The 17,991-nt window shown below is 29.0% G+C and carries 22 protein-coding genes; 5 read left to right on the top strand and 17 right to left on the bottom strand.

Features of this window, described 5'->3' with window-relative positions:
- Positions 1-17: 17 nt before the first annotated feature.
- The 17 genes from CRV02_RS03815 to CRV02_RS03735 form a co-directional block, all read right to left on the bottom strand.
- A complete protein-coding gene (locus tag CRV02_RS03815) occupies positions 18-2,141 on the bottom strand; it encodes an ATP-binding protein (protein ID WP_129089235.1) in 2,124 nt (707 codons plus the stop codon).
- Positions 2,138-2,599: an N-acetyltransferase gene (locus CRV02_RS03810; protein ID WP_129083360.1), complete on the bottom strand. Its 462-nt coding sequence runs from the start codon at positions 2,597-2,599 to the stop codon at positions 2,138-2,140. Before CRV02_RS03810 ends, CRV02_RS03815 begins: the two co-directional genes overlap by 4 nt.
- Positions 2,589-3,191: a ribosome biogenesis GTP-binding protein YihA/YsxC gene (gene yihA / locus CRV02_RS03805; RefSeq protein ID WP_129089234.1), complete on the bottom strand. Its 603-nt coding sequence runs from the start codon at positions 3,189-3,191 to the stop codon at positions 2,589-2,591. The genes CRV02_RS03810 and yihA overlap by 11 nt, the downstream gene beginning before the upstream one ends.
- Positions 3,191-3,682, bottom strand: coding sequence for an LptA/OstA family protein (locus CRV02_RS03800; RefSeq protein WP_129089233.1), 492 nt, complete (start codon positions 3,680-3,682; stop codon positions 3,191-3,193). The genes yihA and CRV02_RS03800 overlap by 1 nt, the downstream gene beginning before the upstream one ends.
- Before the next feature lie 14 nt (positions 3,683-3,696).
- Positions 3,697-4,227, bottom strand: a complete 531-nt coding sequence (locus CRV02_RS03795; protein ID WP_129089232.1) for a hypothetical protein — start codon at positions 4,225-4,227, stop codon at positions 3,697-3,699.
- Positions 4,218-4,715 (bottom strand): HAD family hydrolase, encoded by a 498-nt coding sequence (locus CRV02_RS03790; protein ID WP_129083356.1) that lies wholly within the window; start codon positions 4,713-4,715, stop codon positions 4,218-4,220. Before CRV02_RS03790 ends, CRV02_RS03795 begins: the two co-directional genes overlap by 10 nt.
- Positions 4,712-5,284: an imidazoleglycerol-phosphate dehydratase HisB gene (gene hisB / locus CRV02_RS03785; protein WP_129089231.1), complete on the bottom strand. Its 573-nt coding sequence runs from the start codon at positions 5,282-5,284 to the stop codon at positions 4,712-4,714. Before hisB ends, CRV02_RS03790 begins: the two co-directional genes overlap by 4 nt.
- Positions 5,285-5,293: 9 nt before the next feature.
- Positions 5,294-6,100, bottom strand: a complete 807-nt coding sequence (locus CRV02_RS03780) for a septal ring lytic transglycosylase RlpA family protein (protein WP_309109246.1) — start codon at positions 6,098-6,100, stop codon at positions 5,294-5,296.
- Positions 6,087-7,487, bottom strand: a complete 1,401-nt coding sequence (locus tag CRV02_RS03775) for a lytic transglycosylase domain-containing protein (RefSeq protein WP_129089230.1) — start codon at positions 7,485-7,487, stop codon at positions 6,087-6,089. Before CRV02_RS03775 ends, CRV02_RS03780 begins: the two co-directional genes overlap by 14 nt.
- Before the next feature lie 37 nt (positions 7,488-7,524).
- Entirely contained in the window at positions 7,525-8,307 is a 783-nt protein-coding gene (locus tag CRV02_RS03770) for a TatD family hydrolase (RefSeq protein WP_309109248.1), read from the bottom strand.
- A 2-nt stretch (positions 8,308-8,309) separates the two neighbouring features.
- The gene (locus CRV02_RS03765) at positions 8,310-8,615 is read right to left on the bottom strand and encodes a hypothetical protein (RefSeq protein ID WP_129083352.1); all 306 of its coding nucleotides are present in this window, start codon (positions 8,613-8,615) and stop codon (positions 8,310-8,312) included.
- Positions 8,616-8,690: 75 nt separating this feature from the next.
- The gene (gene hslU / locus CRV02_RS03760; protein WP_129089228.1) at positions 8,691-10,019 is read right to left on the bottom strand and encodes an HslU--HslV peptidase ATPase subunit; all 1,329 of its coding nucleotides are present in this window, start codon (positions 10,017-10,019) and stop codon (positions 8,691-8,693) included.
- A gap of 6 nt (positions 10,020-10,025) precedes the next feature.
- Complete coding sequence (gene hslV / locus CRV02_RS03755; RefSeq protein WP_129083350.1) at positions 10,026-10,562, bottom strand: ATP-dependent protease subunit HslV; 537 nt, start codon at positions 10,560-10,562, stop codon at positions 10,026-10,028.
- Complete coding sequence (gene rplI / locus CRV02_RS03750) at positions 10,562-11,011, bottom strand: 50S ribosomal protein L9 (RefSeq protein ID WP_129083349.1); 450 nt, start codon at positions 11,009-11,011, stop codon at positions 10,562-10,564. The genes hslV and rplI overlap by 1 nt, the downstream gene beginning before the upstream one ends.
- 83 nt (positions 11,012-11,094) lie before the next feature.
- Positions 11,095-11,694 carry a hypothetical protein gene (locus tag CRV02_RS03745; protein ID WP_129089227.1) on the bottom strand — a complete coding sequence of 200 codons (600 nt, stop codon included), beginning with the start codon at positions 11,692-11,694 and terminating at the stop codon, positions 11,095-11,097.
- Between the two features lie 73 nt (positions 11,695-11,767).
- Complete coding sequence (locus tag CRV02_RS03740) at positions 11,768-12,430, bottom strand: HPP family protein (RefSeq protein WP_129089226.1); 663 nt, start codon at positions 12,428-12,430, stop codon at positions 11,768-11,770.
- Positions 12,431-12,454: 24 nt separating this feature from the next.
- Positions 12,455-13,096, bottom strand: a complete 642-nt coding sequence (locus tag CRV02_RS03735; RefSeq protein WP_129089225.1) for a recombinase family protein — start codon at positions 13,094-13,096, stop codon at positions 12,455-12,457.
- 225 nt (positions 13,097-13,321) lie between these two features.
- Between CRV02_RS03735 and CRV02_RS03730 the strand changes: the two genes are divergently transcribed.
- From CRV02_RS03730 to speA, 5 genes are read left to right on the top strand one after another with little or no spacing between them, the layout of a single operon-like run.
- Positions 13,322-13,876 carry a UbiX family flavin prenyltransferase gene (locus tag CRV02_RS03730; RefSeq protein WP_129083345.1) on the top strand — a complete coding sequence of 185 codons (555 nt, stop codon included), beginning with the start codon at positions 13,322-13,324 and terminating at the stop codon, positions 13,874-13,876.
- Positions 13,877-13,878: 2 nt separating this feature from the next.
- Positions 13,879-14,373, top strand: a complete 495-nt coding sequence (gene coaD / locus CRV02_RS03725; RefSeq protein WP_129089224.1) for a pantetheine-phosphate adenylyltransferase — start codon at positions 13,879-13,881, stop codon at positions 14,371-14,373.
- Positions 14,364-14,930 carry a dTMP kinase gene (gene tmk / locus CRV02_RS03720; RefSeq protein WP_129089223.1) on the top strand — a complete coding sequence of 189 codons (567 nt, stop codon included), beginning with the start codon at positions 14,364-14,366 and terminating at the stop codon, positions 14,928-14,930. The genes coaD and tmk overlap by 10 nt, the downstream gene beginning before the upstream one ends.
- Complete coding sequence (gene hisS / locus CRV02_RS03715) at positions 14,923-16,140, top strand: histidine--tRNA ligase (protein WP_129089222.1); 1,218 nt, start codon at positions 14,923-14,925, stop codon at positions 16,138-16,140. The genes tmk and hisS overlap by 8 nt, the downstream gene beginning before the upstream one ends.
- A gap of 2 nt (positions 16,141-16,142) precedes the next feature.
- The gene (speA, locus tag CRV02_RS03710) at positions 16,143-17,948 is read left to right on the top strand and encodes a biosynthetic arginine decarboxylase (protein ID WP_164968957.1); all 1,806 of its coding nucleotides are present in this window, start codon (positions 16,143-16,145) and stop codon (positions 17,946-17,948) included.
- Positions 17,949-17,991 lie beyond the last annotated feature (43 nt).

Here is a 17,991-nt window from a genome sequence, read left to right as displayed (position 1 = left end):
TTAAAAGAAAATCACTTTTAAGACAATGGAATTTTAACTGTAAAAACAGCTCCTTCAGAATTGTTTTTTATAGATAGTTGACCTTTACAATGGTCATTGATGATTATCTTACTCATATAAAGACCTAAACCTGTTCCCTCTTTAGACTTTTTAGTAGAAAAGTATGGGTCAAATACTTTTTCCATAATATTAGCTGGAATTCCTCCACCATTATCACTAATCTCTATATAACAAAACTCATCTTCGCAAGAAGTTGATATCTTAATCTCTCCATTTGATATTTTGTTTTCTAAAATAGCATCTTCAGCATTTTTAATTAGGTTTAAAATAACTTGATTTACTTCAGAAGCAAAAACATTAATAGACTCATAACAATCAAAATCAACTGTAAGTTTAATATTATTTCCTTCTAAAGAGTTTCTAACTATATTAATAGAGTTTGAAACAATATTCTCTAAAGTTGTATTCGTCTTTTGTTTATCACTTTTAAAGAAGTTTCTAAAATCATCAATAGTATTTGATAAGTGTTGAGAATAATCAGAGATTAAAGAGATTTCTCTTTTTAGCTCATCATCATTTGGTCTATCTTTTATCATCATTCTAAGTAATAAGTTGTTTGTAGTTGCAGAAATAGCTGTTAAAGGCTGTCTCCATTGGTGGGCTATCATAGAAATCATTTCACCCATTTGAGCAAGTCTGCTTTGTTGTAATAGCTGCTTTGTTTTCTCTTCGTTTTTCTTAACTTCTTGTTTTACCTTATCTTCTAGATTATGAGTTAAAATATTTAACTCTTCTTCCATCTCTTTTCTTTTATCAATATCTCTTAAAACAACATGTATTAAGTTCTTATCATCAATTGTAATTGTTGTTAAAACAACTTCAAGCCAAATATTTTTATTTCTTTTATTTTTAAATACAAACTCAAAAGAGTTTGAACCCTTTTCAATAGCAGTATCAAGCATTTTATAGATATTAAAAACAGAAGATAAACCACTTGGCTGTTTTGTAGGAAATAAGTCTGCAATTCCTAAACCTAGAAACTCTTGTTTATTTTTATACTTTAAAACTTTTAATGTGGCATCATTACAATCAATAATCTCTTTTGTATCTAAAAGCATTAGAAAAATACCATCTGTAGACTCATGATATATCTTTTCAAAAAGCTCTTTTTGTTTTGCTAATTGATTTGTTTTAGATTCTAACTCTTTTGTTTTCTTTTCAATCTCTTCATTTGCCTCTTGAAGCTTTTTATTATGTCTATTTAAAATATATTGTCTATAAAATAAAATAACAAGAACTAAAAGACCAATAAAGCCTATTTCCCAGAATCTCGAAAAATCAACTACACTTTCAAGTCTAACAGAAAGCCATCTATTTTTAATCTCACTTGATTCTTTTTGAGTAATTGATTCTATTCCTTTATTTATGATAGGAATTAGCTTTTCATAATCACTTCTAACCATAAATCTAACATCAAAGTTAAACTCAGTTGTTCCACTTATCTTGATATTTTTAAACCCATAATCTGCAATAATAAGAGACAATACAGGTAAAATATCAACTACAGCATAAACTTCACCCCTTGATAAAAGTTTTAAGGCTTCGATATTATCATCTACTTCAACAAACTCTATCTTTGGATATTTACTTTTTAAGATTTGATAAGTACTATAAAATTTACCTACTGCTACTTTTTTGTTGTTTAAAGATTCAGTATTTGAAATATATTGTTTATCTAAAGTTGTAGCAATTGCAATTGGGTAAGAGACATAAGGCTTAGAAAACCTTCCATAATAGAGTTTATTTTCCGTTACAGCTGAAGACAAAGCTACATCTGCACTTTTGTCTTTTATAAGCTCCATAGCCTCTTGAAAGCTATTTACAGGCTTACATTTAGAGTCAATAAGTGTTTTATTCTTTATTAGTTGCCAAAAATCGTGTGAGATACCAATAAGCTGTCCATTTTCTTCAAAATTAAAAGGTGGCCAATTTTTAGTTGCAACACATCTAATCTCTTTTTCGATTAAGAAAAGTTTTTCTTCTTTTGTAAGCTTTACTAAATCAGTTTTATTTAGAACAGAAGTGTCTGCTTTTAATAAAATAACACTAAGGCCAAATATTAAAAACAGTATTTTTTTCATAGGTCATAAACCATTGCTATTTCATTACATACAGGGAAGTGTTTACATCTAATACAATCTGCCCAGATTTTATGTTCAGGAATATCTTCTTTTTCAATAGTTACAAAACCTAGACTTTTGAAAAAACCTTCTTCATAAGTTAAAGAAAGTATTTGTTGTAGCTTATATTTTCTACCCTCTTCTATACAGGCTTGAACAAGTTTTTGCCCTAGTTTTAAGCCTCTAAAATTTTTAGATACAACTAAACTTCTAACTTCTGCTAATCTTGCAGAGTGAATATGTAAAGCTGTAAATCCTGCCATTACTCCGTCTACTTCTACAACAGTATATGCTCTAATAGTATTAGCCATTTCATCTTCTGTTCGTAAAAGAATATTTCCATTTTCAACCTCTTCTTTTACAAGAGCTTGCATTGTGGCAATATGAGTAACATCAGGTTTAAAAAATTTAATTTCCAAATAGATATCCTGTAATTTTATTTTGAAGTTGCTCTAAACCTCTTTTTTTCAAGTTTGAAACAAAGATTCCATCAGGGTAAGCTCTTTTTAGCTTTTGTAAATCATTTTGCTTTAACTTATCAATTTTAGTAAAAGCATGAATAATAATTTGATCCCCTCTTTTAATTGTTCCTAAAAACTCATCAACATTTTTATCAATAGCTAAATCAGTATGTCTAGCATCAACTAAATGAACAAAAATTTGCAAACATGGTCTTTCTTCTAAGTATCCAGTTAAGTTTTTATTCCAGTCTCTTTTTAAACTTTTTGATACCTTTGCATAACCAAAACCTGGTAAGTCTACAAATCTTGCATAAAGATATGGCAACTCTTCATTACCTGTTTTAAATTTAATCTCAAAATAGTTAATAAGTTGAGTTTTTCCTGGTGTTGAAGAAGATTTTGCTAAACCTTTTCTGTTTGTTAAAGTATTTAATAATGAAGATTTACCAACATTAGATCTACCTAAAAAGGCAACCTCTGCTCTATCAGGAGCTGGAGAGTCTGTTATACTTTGTGCTGAAGTTAAAAATTGTGCATCTACTATTTTCATTATTTTTTACCACTATTATCTATATTTAAAATAAACCTAACTGGTTTATTATCTGTTCCGCTAACTTTAGCATTTCCTGTTTCTTGATTAATGAAAATTTTCTCACCATAAAGTTTTCTATCTTCTGTTACTTCATTTAAATAACCTTTTCCAAGAACTGTATACTCTAGTTTCTTTGGGTCATAGATAACTTTATTTCCTTTTCCTTTATAGTGCTTACCATTTGAAAAAATTGTAAAACTTACATTTCCTGTTGCAATATATTTTAAAGGCTCTAAATTTTGTCCTTGAGACTTTGGTTTCATATAAACTTCTAATTTATTTGCGTTTAGCCTATCTTTTGCCATCTTTAGTTTTACATTACCTGTAAAAATAGAGATACCCTTTTTATCATCTGTTTCAAAATTTTTAGCATCTATAATAAGTTTTTCTGTATTTGCATTTGCAAAAACTAAAGTTGAAGCAAGTGCTAGTTTTAATAATAGTTTCATTAAATCATATTCCTTTATTTATTCTTCATATCTATTTCAAAATGTGTATTATTTGATTTCATAAAATAACTCTTCATATCTAAATATAAATTGTCACCTTTAATAGTATTATTATAATAATTACCATCAAAAGGAAGAGTATTCGTTACAATCTCTTCTTTTGCATTATAAAAAAGTTCATCTGTATTTAAAGAGATAAAGTCTTCTCTTTTAAATCTCACATTTTTAAAGAACTTATAGATATCTCCTCTTTTCACAATAATATCAGAGTATAAAACATCTGTCACATAGTTGTTTTTACTATCGAAGTTTTTTAAAGTTAATGCACCTTCATGCATTACATCTCTTTTTTCAAATCTATAAACTTCTTTTGCATAAACAATTCTATTCATACTATCAGTTGTTAGTGTATACATTGTAGAATCATTAAATACTAATAAAGGAGTTTCTACTTCATTGTCTTTTTTAATTATATTTTCAACTGGTATAAAGTAGCTAGTTACTGATAAAACTAGAAGAATTAAAACAAATGCTCTTATAACCATGAGTTTACATATTCCTCTTCAATTCCATCTTCTTTAATGATATATTCAATCATCTCTTTTACAGCACCACTTCCACCATACGCTTCACATCTTATATTCACTACATCTTCAATATATTTTGAACCATTTGCAGGAGTAAATGAAAGACCAGCTTTTTTAAGCATTTTATAGTCATTTAAATCATCACCAATAGCTGCAACTTGATTCCAAGAAAGGTTTTCTTCTTTTAAAATATTTTCTAAAACTTCATCTTTATTGTGAATACCTTGATGAAGATGAGTAATATTTAAATCTTTTGCTCTAGTTTCAACTATTTTAGAGTTTCTTCCAGTAATAATTGCTGCTTTTTTACCAAGTTTTTTTGTCCACGTAGCAATTGCTAAACCATCTGCAACATCAAATGATTTAAGTTCATCACCACTATTAGTGTATGTTATTTGTCCATTTGTTAATGTTCCATCAACATCAAGAACAATTAACTCAATCATAAAACACCTTTTGTACTAGGAACTCCTAGTTTTTCATTTCTTGCCATTGCTCTTCTTAATGCAACTGCAAAGGCTTTGAAACTAGCTTCTAAAATGTGGTGTTTATTTCTTCCTCTTTCATTTATAATATGACATGTAAGACCTGAGTTCATAACTAAGGCATGGAAAAACTCTTCTGCAAGTTCTACATCAAACTCACCTACTTTTCCACTTAAATTAACTTCATAAACTAAAAAAGGTCTATTTGATAAATCTAAAGCACATGTAGTTGCAGCTTCATCCATAACTACAGTTGCATTTCCATATCTTTCTACATTTTCAATAGGGAAAATTTCTTCTTTAAGTGCTTTACCTAAAACAATACCACAATCCTCTACCGTATGGTGAGCATCAATATGTAAATCTCCATCACAAGATAAATCAATATCAATTCCACTGTGTTTGGATAAGGCTTCTAACATATGGTCAAAAAAACCTACGCCAGTATTTATATTTGATTTTCCATTACCTTTTGTATCTACTTTACATTTAATATCTGTTTCTTTTGTTTTTCTATTTATCTCTGTCATACTATATTCCTATTTTGCAATAATTGGTGCACCACTTAGACCATTTGCTTCTTTAAAGTCTTGTGCTTCTTGCTCTGATCTAAACCCACTAATCCAAACTCTATTTAAATCACTTTTTTTAATTATAACATTATATCCATCTTCAAGGATTAGCTCAAACTTTCTTTTTGTAATTTTTGCACCCTCTAATCTGCTGAAAGCTCCAACTTGAACATAATATCTTCCAACAGTTGCTGTTTCTTGTTTCTCTTCTTTAGTAGTTGCAATCTTTGCATTAAAACCTAATACTTCAATTTTAACACTTGCAGTACCTTTTCCTACCATATCAATTGCATGGGCCGCTTTATTTGAAAGGTCAATAATTCTTCCAGTAATAAAAGGTCCTCTATCATTGATTCTTACAACTACTGACTTTCCATTTTCTAAGTTGTCTACTTTTACCATAGAGTTCATTGGTAAAGTTTTATGTGCTGCTGTCATTGCATACATATCATACATCTCACCATTTGAAGTAAGTTTTGCATGGAAGTTTGGTCCATACCAAGATGCAATACCTCTTTGAGTATCTCCAACCTTTGCTAAAGTTGGGTAATACCATTTTCCATGAACTTTATAAGGTCTCATTGTTGCACGGTGCATTGCCTTAGAGTTTTTAATCTCTTGATCACCTAAAGGCTTAAATGTCTTCTTCTTTTCAGTCTTTCCATAATAAGGTATGTATGAACCTGATGTAGTTTTTGTTGAACACCCTGTTAAAAAAATAGATGCACAAGCTCCTAAAAATAGTGTTGTTTTTATTGACTTACCTGATAACAATTTTATCTCCAATTCTTAAAAGTGATGTTTTTAGATTATTATCTCTTTTTAATTTTTCTACTTTAATTTTATATCTTTTTGCAATAGAATATAAAGAGTCTCCACTCTTTACAGTATACTTTTTACCAGTTCTATATCTATCATTTGAAAATTTAATTTTTCCTAACATATCTTTAGGAATTGGCAAAATAATCTTTTGCTTTAAAGAAAGCATATTTGATTTTAAATTATTGTAGTCTTTAATAAGACTGTATGGAATTTTATATTTTCTTGAAAGACCATATAAAGTGTCTCCACTTCTTACAATGTGAACTAAAAACTTAGTGTCTTTAATACTGTCTTTTGCTTCATTGAATCTACTTAATCTACTATATGGAATATTTATCTCATATACTTTTTTAGTAGGTGGAATAATTGATTGTTTAATATGTTTATTTAGTTCTAATAACTCTTCATAACTCATTCCAATTGAGTTTGCAATATTTCTTAAATGCAATCCACCTTTTACTGGAACAGTTGCAACTGTAGTTGAAATCCCCATATTTAAAAGATGAGAGTTTTCTTCATCTCTAATAAAACTTTGAGATTTCATCATTGCTAAAGAGATAATTTTTCTAATATAGCTTCTACTCTCACTTGGAATATATTGTCTACTAATTTTATTTTGAACAGTTAGTAAGTCGTTAATATCAGGCTTTGTATCCCATTTTTTAACCACATTATAAATTTTTCTAATCTCTTTAAATCTAACTCTTTTTTCTTGATAAGCTCTAATAGTATTTCTATACTCTAATATTCTCTTATCATATTTCATTTTTGGGTTTTGTTCTACATAAAGGTCAATTGTAGCTCGTGTAATTGCCTCAATAACTCTACCTTCACCACAGTTATACGCAATTGCTGCTAAGTACCACTTATCAAATAATCTATGTAATCTATTTAAATAATCAGCTGCTGCTTTTGTAGACTTGATTAAATCCATTCTTTCATCTACATATAAGTCATTTTCTAAACCATATCTTCTTCCCGTTGCACTCATAAATTGCCATAAACCAGTTGCTCTTACTCTAGATTTTGCATCCATAGTAAAGTTTGATTCAGCCATTGCCATATAAATAAATACGTCAGGGATTCCCTCTTCTTTTAAAATTTCTTTGATTTTTGGTACAAATAAAGAGGCTTCATTTAATTTTTCTACATAACTGCTTGAGTTGTATTTACTTTGGTATTGAGAGTAAACTCTTTGAAGTTTGTAATCACTAATAAAAGAAGGTGTTATATCTAACTCTTCTAAGATTTGTAAATCTCTTTGAGAATAACTTGAACCAATTAATGATGCGTAAGAGTATAGTGAGAAAACTAATATAAGAGAGAAAACTTTATTCAAATATTATCCTATTTTTATGAAATAGGTAATATTTTATCTAAATTATTTTAGAAAACTGCTTAAATAATGCTTTAGTATTATCTACAGTAAGCTTCTCCACTTCTTCTAATGGCATATTTAAAAGCTCTGAAACTTTCTGTGCCACAAAAGTTGTATAATAAGGTTCATTTCTTTTTCCTCTATGAGGATGAGGAGTTAAGTATGGACAATCTGTCTCTAAAATAAGTTTTTCTAATGGAATCTTTGGTAAAACTTCAACTAGTTTTCTAGCATTTTTAAATGTTAAAACGCCACCTATTCCAAAATAGAAATTATGCTTAGCTAATGGCAATAAATGCTCACTTGCATTAAAGCAGTGTAATACTCCACCAACTTCTTTTGCATTATACTCTTCTAAAATCATTCTAGAGTCATTTGAAGCTTCTCTAATATGTACAATCAAAGGTTTATTTACTTTTTTTGCAAACTCAATTTGATCAATAAATACTTCTTTTTGTAGCTGTACATTTTCTTTTTTCTCAGTCTCATCTTCAGGAAGTCTAAAATAGTCTAAACCACACTCACCTACTGCTATGCATTTAGGGTGTGAGATATACTCTTCTAAAACCTTTCTATCATACTGTTCTATATCATAAGGGTGAACACCTGCTGAGAAAAAAACTTCATCATACTTTTCTGCTAATTTTTGAGCTCTTGGAAGGTCATTTAAGTCTGCACCTGGAATTAAAAAACCTTTAATTCCATTTTCTAGTGCACGAACTATTACTTCATCAATATCGTCGTAATACTGGCTATTGTCTAAGTGACAGTGAGAATCAATTATTATGAGAAATGCCTTTTTTCAATTAAGTTTAATAATGAGTTTAAATCTTGTAAGTCACTTCCTTTAATCCAAGAATCAATACCAAAGTTTTTAAAGGCATCAAAATCACCTTCATCATCAACAATAGCAATTGAGATAAACTCTTCACCACAAGCCTCATGTTTGTTTTCTTCAAAATCAAATATAGTATCTATATCCAAGATTGCCACTTGAGCATCACCACTACAACCACTTTGAAAATGCTCAACTGTATGTTTACTATCAATTAATGATTCTTCAATTTCTTTAAATGTTACGATTTTCATTGACTTACTCCAATTTACAATTTAATTCATTTTATCAAAAATAAAGTTAAACTTTTAAAATATATTTAATAAATTTTATAAAATATACCGCGCTGTATCTTCATTATCTACAATATCATCTAGTTTCTCTTCAACTAATTCTTTTGTAATAATAATTTTTTCACCTGCTTTTGTATCTGCTTCAAAAGAGATATCTTCTATAACTTTTTCAATTACAGTATGAAGTCTTCTTGCTCCAATATCCTCTGTTTTTTCATTTGCACTAACTGAATACTTAGCAAAGGCATGAATTGCTTCATCATCAAAGTCTAATTCAACATCTTCAACAGCAAGTAATGCTTTATATTGTCTAAGTAGTGAGTTTTTAGTATTTGTTAAAATCTGATAAAGTGCATCTTCATTTAAGTTTTCTAACTCAACTCTTAAAGGGAATCTTCCTTGTAACTCTGGTAATAAATCACTAGGTTTAGAAACATGAAATGCTCCAGCAGCTATAAACAAAATATGATCAGTTTTAATTTGACCAAATTTTGTATGAACTGAACTTCCTTCAACTATTGGAAGTAAGTCTCTTTGAACACCCTCTTTTGATGGGTCTTGATTTTGAGCTTTTGAACCTGTTGCAATCTTATCAATCTCATCTAAGAAAATAATACCACCATTTTCTGCTCTTTTAATTGCTTCAATTTTAATTGCTTCTTGGTCAAGTAAACTTTCACTTGCAACATCTTTTAATAAAACTTTAGCATCTTTGATAGTTACTTCTTTTTTGATTTTCTCTTTATTAAGTCCACCAAGCATTTTATTTAAGCTTTCTTGCATAGAACTCATATCCATAGGCATTGATGAATCAATAATTTCAACATGAGCTTTTTTAGGAACTTCTATTTCAATTTTTTTATCATCTAGTTCACCAGCAAGAAGTTTTTCTTCCATCTTATTGTATGTTTTAATAAATGATTCTCTTGCACTATCAGTTGCACTTTCAGGTAAAGGTGGAACTAATATTTCAATAATTTGTTTATTAATCTCTTGGTCTATTTTATCTTTGATTTTTTCTTCAAACTCTTTTGTAACTAAATTGATTGATTCAAAAACTAAATCTCTAACCATAGACTCAACATCTCTTCCTACAAAACCAACTTCTGTATATTTTGATGCTTCTACTTTAATAAATGGTAATCCCATCATTTTTGAAAGTCTTCTAGCAATTTCAGTTTTACCTACACCAGTACTTCCAATCATTAGAATATTTTTTGGCATAATCTCTTCTTGAAGTTCTGGTTCAACTTTCATTCTTCTATATCTGTTTCTTAATGCCAATGCGATTGTTTTTTTAGCATTGTTTTGACCAATTACATAATCATCTAAAAAATTTACAATCTCTTTAGGTGTCATATCCATTATATATTAATCCTCTATCTCTAATATTTTAATATTTTGATTTGTATATATACAAAGTTCCCCAGCAATCATTAATGACTCTTTTACTAAATCAACTGGTTTAAGCTCAGAGTGTTTTGCTAAAGCACGTGCTGCTGAAATTGCAAAGTTTCCACCACTTCCAATTGAAGCAATACTTCCATCTTCTGGTTCAACAACATCACCAGTTCCTGAAAGAATAAAAATATGGTCTTTATTTAAAACAATCATCATTGCTTCTAGTCTTCTTAAAACCTTATCTTTTCTCCACTCTTTTGAAAAAGCAACAACAGCTTTAAGTAAATCACCCTTTGTTGACTCTAAATGAGTTTCAAACATATCAAAAAGATTAAAAGCATCTGCAGTACTTCCTGCAAATCCTGCTAGTATTTGGTCTTTATATAGTCTTCTAATCTTTGTAGCATTACCTTTTAAAACTGTATTTCCAAAAGTAACTTGACCATCTCCACCAATTACAGCTTGTCCTTGTCCTTTATATGCAAGTATCGTAGTTGCGTCAAACACTATTGAACTCCTATAATATCCACTTTTAAAGTACCATGAATTCCATGACCTAATTTACAATCAACTTCAAAAATACCTTCTGCTTTGATTTTTGATTTAAGTGTTAATGCTTTTTTATCAAGTTCAATATCAAATTGAGTTTTTAACTCTTCACTAATCTCTTTATTAGTAACAGAACCAATTAAGTGTCCATTTGCACCAATTTTATGTTTAATAGTTAATTTTGTAGAGTTTAATTTCTCAGAAAGCTCTTTAGCTTCAGCAATCTCTTGTGCTTCAATCTCTGCTAACTTTCTTTGTTGAGCTTTGTATTTATTAAGAACTTCGTTTGTAGCAAGAAGAGCAAGACCTTTTCCAATTAAAAAATTCTTACCATATCCGTCTTTAACTTCAACTACATCACCTTCTTTTCCAGTTCCCTTAACGTCTTTTAATAATAATACTTTCATAATTTCTCCATTTTCAAAAAGTTGAATATTTTACTATAAGTTGTTTGAAGTGAGAATTAATCTAATAATTTTAAGAGTTTCTTCTATACATAAATAGAAAAAGAGTTGTAGTTGTTAGAGTCACTTAAAATATGACTTAATGAGTTTTGAACTATATTTTGTGTTTGAGTTTGTGTTAAAGAAGAACTTTGAGAACTTATATTCTCAATCATCTGTTTTACTGATTCTTTTGTGTCATCTTTTAAAGCTGCAATTTTACTTGCAAAATCTTCAACTTGTTCTTTAGAAAAAGATGGTGTTTCATTATTGTCATTGTTTTCTAAAAGTAAATCTTTTAATGCAATAGTTAAAGCCTCTTCCTCTTTTTTAAATTCATCTAAAGAGTTAGATGGATTTGAAGCTTGAACATTCTGAGGTAAAACACTTGCAAGTTGTCCTATTTGTTGAGCATCAAAACCTAAGCTATCCATAAAGTTAGACATTTGTCTTGAAGGTTGAATATTAGCTTCTTCAAAGGCTTGAGTTATTTCAAATGCATCTTCACTTGTAACATTTGAAGAATCATAGTTTGAAAGAACTGATCTAATAGTACTGTACTCATCAGAGCTTAATCCAGATATAACATCATTAACACCATATCCTGACATTGATACATCTGATACTGAAGAAACAGAACCAATCATCGTTTTCCTTTCATTTTTGTTTTATCTATTATAAGAAAAACTGCAAAATTTGTCAATCAAATAGATTGAAGACCTATCCCCAAATCTGTAATGGAGGAGTATTTGCAACAGCTTTTAAAATATTTGCCCTTGAAACAATTCCCTTGATATTGTCATTTTCATCTACAACTGGAATTGCAGTTAAAGAGAAGTCAACCATTACTTTTGCAACTCTCCTAATATCAGTTACAGGATGAGCTGTTATAACTTCTCTTAATTCTAAATTGTCTAATGTCTTTTGTGAGTTATGTTCTGCGTACTCTAAATCATCAAAAATATAATCTAAAAGTACTTTGTGAGTTACCATTCCAATGATTTTTTTTGTTTGTTCATCTAAAATAGGAATTTGTCTTATTTCATTTTCTTCCATAATTTCATATGCTTCACTTACTGTGTTGTTAGACTCTAATGTAATAACATCAGTTCTCATCAAATCACTGATATGAAAAATGGGTTCTTTTGTATCAATGTTTGCAATCTCTTTATAAGTATTTGTAGCATCTTTTTCTAAAAGCTGTTCAAAGGATTTTTTATTTTGCCCTTGCTCTTTATTCTTTTCTTTAACAGTATGGTCTTTAGGTAAACCCTCTTCTGTATTATTTCTTGCTTCTGCTAATGACTCAACATTTGACATAGAATAAAGATTATCTATAGTGCTTCTAAAGTTTAAGCCACCCTTATTGTAAATTGCAAACATATCACTCTTCTTTCACCTTCCTATTTAACTAGCGATGTCTAAAGTGTTAGGAAGATTATTTCTAATATTTCTTTTCTTTACATAGTTATTTAAACCTATGTGATTATTATATCCTAAAAGTTTTGCTATTTTTCTAACAGATAATCCAACAGCTAATAACTCTTCAATTTTATCTCTTTGTTTATCAAACTTAGATTTTTGAATTGTTCCTTTTGGTTTACCTAAATGTTCACCTTTTAATTTCTTTGCTGTTAATGCTTCTTTTGTTCTTAAACTCATTAACTCTTTTTCTAACCCAATTGTCATTGAGATAACACCAAGAATCATTTGAGTTAACATATCTTTATCATCAATTAAATCAAGATTTTGTTTAACAACAATTATTCTAATTTTATTTGATAAAAGAAATTTTACTACTTCTAAAATAGTTTCAATTGTTCTTCCAAAAACATTTAAATCATAAATTAAAAGAGTAGATGAAGACTCACAGTTTTTTAAAAAATCCAAAATATTTCTTTCTTGGTCAGGAGTATCGATTTCAATTTCCACATTTTCTGAAATAGAAATATTGTTTTTTTCTACATAATTTTCAATACCTTCTCTTTGCGATTTAGTATAAACTTCATTGTTGTTATTAACTCTTACAAAACTTAAAATTCTAGACATCTTATTTCCTTTAACAAAAAGTATTATTTTATATTTTTTAGCTAACATTCTGTAAAATAAAAGATATAAAATAGTTATACAAAATGATATATAAACAATGCTTAATATTAGATTAAATTTTATACACTTTTCAATAATTTTTTGATGTATTTTTATGGCTCTTTTTGAAAATAAAGTGAATTTTTGATAACATCTATTTCTTCTAAAAATCAAAAAAGGTTTTAAATGAAATTAGTTGTTGCTATAACTGGTGCTAGTGGTTCTAGACTAGGTTTAAAATTAATACAAAATCTTCCTAGCAATGTAGAAGTACATGCGGTTATTTCTAAGAGCGCAAAAAAAGCTTTAAAACTTGAAGAAAACATAAATATAAAAGATTTGATAAATGAAAGAGAAAACTCATTTATCTATAAAGAAACTCAAATAGAAGCCCCTATCTCATCGGGTTCGTTTAAAACAGACAAGATGATTATTCTTCCATGTTCTATGAATACTCTTGCAAAATGTGCTGTTGGAATTAGTGATAACTTAATCACTAGAGCATTTACAGTTATGCTAAAAGAGAATAGAGATATTATCTTAGCTCCTAGAGAAATGCCTTACTCTTCAATTGCTTTGGAGAATATGCTAAAACTTTCAAAACTAGGTGTAACTATTGCTCCTCCTACACTTGCATACTATTCTAAGCAGGATTCACTAGAAATGATGGAAGATTTTATGATAGGAAAATGGTTTGATTTATTAAAAATTGACCACAATTTATATAAAAGATGGGAATAACGATGGCAGAAAAAATTAAAAAACCTATTGACTCTTATAGAAAAGCTATTTATAGTGGGACTTTTGACCCAATTACAAATGGTCACATGGATATTATAAGAAGAGCTACAAATATCTTTGATGAAGTTGTTATTGCAGTTGCAAAAAGCGAAAGAAAAGGTCCAATGTTTTCCCATGAACAAAGGGTTGAGTTTGCAAAAGCTGCAACTAAAGATATGGAAACAGTTAGAGTTATTGGTTTTGATACTTTATTAGTTGATTTAGCAACAGAGCTTGAAGTACATACTATTATTAGAGGGCTTAGAGCCGTTTCAGATTTTGAATATGAATTACAAATGGGTTATGCAAACTCATCAATCAATAAAAAGCTAGAAACACTTTATCTAATGCCAACATTAGAAAATGCCTTTGTTTCTTCAACAATTGTAAGAGAAATCATTAGGTTTGATGGTAAGTTCTGTCATCTTGTTCCAGACGAGGTATTAAAATGTATGTAGTAATTGAAGGAGTTGATACAGCTGGTAAATCAACTCAACTTGATATTTTAAAAAAGAACCACAAAGAAGCGGTATTTACAAAAGAACCAGGTGGAACAGAAATAGGTTTAAAACTAAGAGCAATGGCTTTAAATGGTGAAGCGACAAGTAAAACTGCTGAAATGTTTTTATTTCTTGCAGATAGAGCTGAACATATAGAACAAGTTATTAAGCCTAACGAAGAAAAGATGGTTGTAAGTGATAGAAGTGTAATTAGTGGTATCTCTTATGCTAAAGAGTTGCCTTTAGAGGTTGTTACAAGCTTAAACCTTATAGCAACACAAAATACACTACCTAGTCATGTTATCTTACTTGAATTATCAAAAGAAGAATTAACAAAAAGATTAAGTGGAAAAACAAATGACTCTATAGAATCAAGGGGTATTGATTACTTACTTGACATTCAAGATAGAATGAAAAAAACAGTAGAGATGTTAAATTTAAATCATATTTATATTGATGCAAGCCTAAGCATCGAAGAAATTTCACAAAAGATAGAAGGATTTATTAATGGCTAATATTCAAAGTTTAAGAGGGATGAATGACATTTTAGGTGAAGACAGTAAGTACTTTACATACTTTATTGAAAATGCATCAAGAATTGCAAAGAACTATGGTTTTTCATATCTTGAGACTCCTATACTAGAAGAAACAGCCCTTTTTAAAAGATCTGTAGGAGAAAGCTCTGATATTGTAAATAAAGAAATGTATCAATTCATTGACAAAGGTGAAAATGACGTATGTTTAAGACCTGAGGGAACTGCTGGTGTTGTTAGAAGTTTTGTTCAAAATAAATTTGATAGAGCTGGGGGAACATATAAATGGTTCTACTATGGACCAATGTTTAGATATGAAAGACCTCAAAAAGGAAGACTAAGACAGTTCCACCAATTTGGTTGTGAAGTGTTTGGTCAAGCTTCTGTTTATGAGGATGCAAACATTATTATGATGTTAAAAGATATCCTTGATTTCTTTGAAATTAAGTTTACTTTACAACTTAATTCTCTTGGTTGTCCAACTTGTATGCCAACGTATAGAGAAAACCTAGTTAAGCATTTAACAAGTTTTAAAAATGAGCTTTGTGAAGACTGTAATAGAAGGATTGAGACAAATCCAATTAGAGTTTTAGACTGTAAAAATGAAAACTGCCAAAAACTATTATACAATGCTCCTAAAATCACTAATAATCTTTGTGAAAAATGCGATACTGATTTTGAAAAATTAAAAGAGATTTTAGACTTCAATGGCATTAAATATGAGATAGATACAAATCTAGTTAGAGGTTTAGATTATTACTCTCAAACTGCATTTGAGTTTACTTCAAATGAGATTGGAGCACAAAGTGCAATTGCAGGAGGAGGAAGATATGACAAACTTGTTGAATTCCTTGGTGGAAGAGAAACTCCTGGTATTGGATTTGCAATTGGTATTGAAAGATTACTAGAACTTGTAAAAATGAAAGAACAAAAAGAGGATATAGTTTATGTAGGTGCAATGGATAATAAAGCATTAAACTTAGTATCTAAAGTTGTAAATAAAAAAAGGAAAACTACAAAAACTATTATGGAATATACATCAAGAGGTTTTGGAAAGCACTTTAAACTTGCAGAAAAGCAAGGAGCAAATATTGTTGCTTTAATTGGTGAAAATGAACTAAATGATAACACTATTTATGTAAAAAATATCGAAACACAAGAAGAAAAAACTATTAAGATTGAGGACTTTTAATATTGGAAAATTATGGTATAGATGTTTGGGCTGATGATAACTTTTTTATTGAAGATGGTTTAGCAAAAATAAATCATGCATCAAAGCCTGCACTTGTAGATATAGTAAGAGACATTAGAGCACAAGACTTCAAAGGTCCTTTACTACTTAGATTTCCACATCTAACTAAAAAACAGATTACAAAACTGTTTACATTATATAATAATGCTATAAAAGAGTATGACTATAAAGGAAAATTCAACGCAGTTTTTCCTTTAAAAGTAAACCAATTACCAAACTTTTTGCTACCTCTTATAAAATCAGGAGAAGAGTTTGGTTATGGTTTAGAAGCTGGAAGTAAAGCTGAGCTTATCTTAGCCATGACTTATAATAAACATGGTGCACCTATTACTATAAATGGATTTAAAGATAAAGAGATGATTCATATTGCATTTATTGCTAAAAAAATGGGTCATAATATCACTATTATCATTGAAGGTTTAACTGAACTTGAAATGATGTTAGAAGTAGAAAAAGAGACATCTTTACCAACACCAAATGTAGGAATTAGAGTTAGGCTATTTAATAGTGGTGATGGAGCATGGGCAAAATCAGGAGGAATTGACTCAAAGTTTGGACTTAGTTCTACAGAGATTTTAGAAGCCTATGAACTACTAAAAGCAAATAACTTACTTCATTGTTTAACAATGATTCATTTCCATATTGGTTCTGCAATGACAACTATTAAGCCACTAAAAAAAGCTTTAAAAGAGTCAGGTCATATATATGCTGAACTTAAAAACATGGGTGCTGAAAACCTAAGTGCTATTAATATTGGTGGAGGCTTAGCTGTTGAATACTCTCAATACCATAGAACAACAGAGTATCATTTACAAGAGTTTGCAAATGATGTAATCTTTACACTTAAAAATATTGCTAAACAAAAAGGTGTAGAAGAACCAAATATTTTCACAGAATCAGGAAGATTTATTTCTGCAAATAGTACGGTTTTAATAACACCTGTTTTAGAACTATTCTCAGCAGAATATGAAGAAAATAACTTAAGATTAAAAGAAGTTAACCCTCCTTTAATTGAAGAGTTAAATGCATTATATGAAGATATTAATAGAAGAACTGCTTTAGAGTATATGCATGATAGTATGGATCACTTAGAATCTTTATTAAAACTTTTTGATTTAGGGTATATAGATTTACAAGATAGAAGTAATGCAGAAATACTAGCACAACTAATTATTAAAAAATCTATTTGCTTACTAGAAGTTGAGGATTATGAAGAGTTAAAAAGAATTGATAATAAAATTCAAGAAAAATATCTATTAAACTTCTCTATTTTCCAATCACTTCCTGATTTTTGGGGAATAGACCAAGAGTTTCCTATTATGCCAATTACTCATTTAGATAAAAAGCCTACAAGAAGTGCTTCTTTATGGGATATTACTTGTGATAGTGATGGAGAAATAGAGTTTGATGCAAACAAACCTTTATATTTACATAATGTTGATTTAGAAAAAGAAGAGTATTACCTTGCATTTTTTAATGTTGGTGCTTATCAAGATACACTAGGAATGAGACATAACCTATTCTCTCATCCAACTGAAGTAAATGTTGTTTTTGAAAACAACGAATTAAAACTAGAAAAGATTATTGAATCACAAAAGATTATTGATATCCTAGAAGATATTGATTATGACACTAATGATATCAAGAATATTTTAGAAAAGAATTTAGATAAAAACACTTATAAAATTTTAGAAAAATATTTACATGAAAATAGCTATCTAAAAACTGCATGGAGTTATAATGACTGAAAAAAATGAACAAAATATACATGAAAAAATAAAAACACATATT

This window comes from Arcobacter sp. CECT 8989, assembly GCF_004116715.1.
Lineage (GTDB): Bacteria > Campylobacterota > Campylobacteria > Campylobacterales > Arcobacteraceae > Halarcobacter.
Note: the sequence above shows the minus strand (reverse complement) of the source record. Positions and strands in the feature narration are given on the sequence as shown.

Excerpts from the sequence above, each read along its gene's own strand:
- hisB (WP_129089231.1), bottom strand. The coding sequence starts at position 5,284 with ATGACAGAGATAAATAGAAAAACAAAAGAAACAGATATTAAATGTAAA.
- CRV02_RS03740 (WP_129089226.1), bottom strand. The coding sequence starts at position 12,430 with ATGTTTGCAATTTACAATAAGGGTGGCTTAAACTTTAGAAGCACTATA.
- tmk (WP_129089223.1), top strand. The coding sequence starts at position 14,364 with ATGTATGTAGTAATTGAAGGAGTTGATACAGCTGGTAAATCAACTCAA.
- rplI (WP_129083349.1), bottom strand. The coding sequence starts at position 11,011 with ATGAAAGTATTATTATTAAAAGACGTTAAGGGAACTGGAAAAGAAGGT.
- hslU (WP_129089228.1), bottom strand. The coding sequence starts at position 10,019 with ATGGATATGACACCTAAAGAGATTGTAAATTTTTTAGATGATTATGTA.
- CRV02_RS03765 (WP_129083352.1), bottom strand. The coding sequence starts at position 8,615 with ATGAAAATCGTAACATTTAAAGAAATTGAAGAATCATTAATTGATAGT.
- CRV02_RS03745 (WP_129089227.1), bottom strand. The coding sequence starts at position 11,694 with ATGATTGGTTCTGTTTCTTCAGTATCAGATGTATCAATGTCAGGATAT.
- CRV02_RS03800 (WP_129089233.1), bottom strand. The coding sequence starts at position 3,682 with ATGAAACTATTATTAAAACTAGCACTTGCTTCAACTTTAGTTTTTGCA.
- CRV02_RS03815 (WP_129089235.1), bottom strand. The coding sequence starts at position 2,141 with ATGAAAAAAATACTGTTTTTAATATTTGGCCTTAGTGTTATTTTATTA.
- CRV02_RS03790 (WP_129083356.1), bottom strand. The coding sequence starts at position 4,715 with ATGATTGAGTTAATTGTTCTTGATGTTGATGGAACATTAACAAATGGA.
- CRV02_RS03735 (WP_129089225.1), bottom strand. The coding sequence starts at position 13,096 with ATGTCTAGAATTTTAAGTTTTGTAAGAGTTAATAACAACAATGAAGTT.
- yihA (WP_129089234.1), bottom strand. The coding sequence starts at position 3,191 with ATGAAAATAGTAGATGCACAATTTTTAACTTCAGCACAAAGTATAACA.
- CRV02_RS03730 (WP_129083345.1), top strand. The coding sequence starts at position 13,322 with ATGAAATTAGTTGTTGCTATAACTGGTGCTAGTGGTTCTAGACTAGGT.
- CRV02_RS03795 (WP_129089232.1), bottom strand. The coding sequence starts at position 4,227 with ATGGTTATAAGAGCATTTGTTTTAATTCTTCTAGTTTTATCAGTAACT.
- hisS (WP_129089222.1), top strand. The coding sequence starts at position 14,923 with ATGGCTAATATTCAAAGTTTAAGAGGGATGAATGACATTTTAGGTGAA.
- coaD (WP_129089224.1), top strand. The coding sequence starts at position 13,879 with ATGGCAGAAAAAATTAAAAAACCTATTGACTCTTATAGAAAAGCTATT.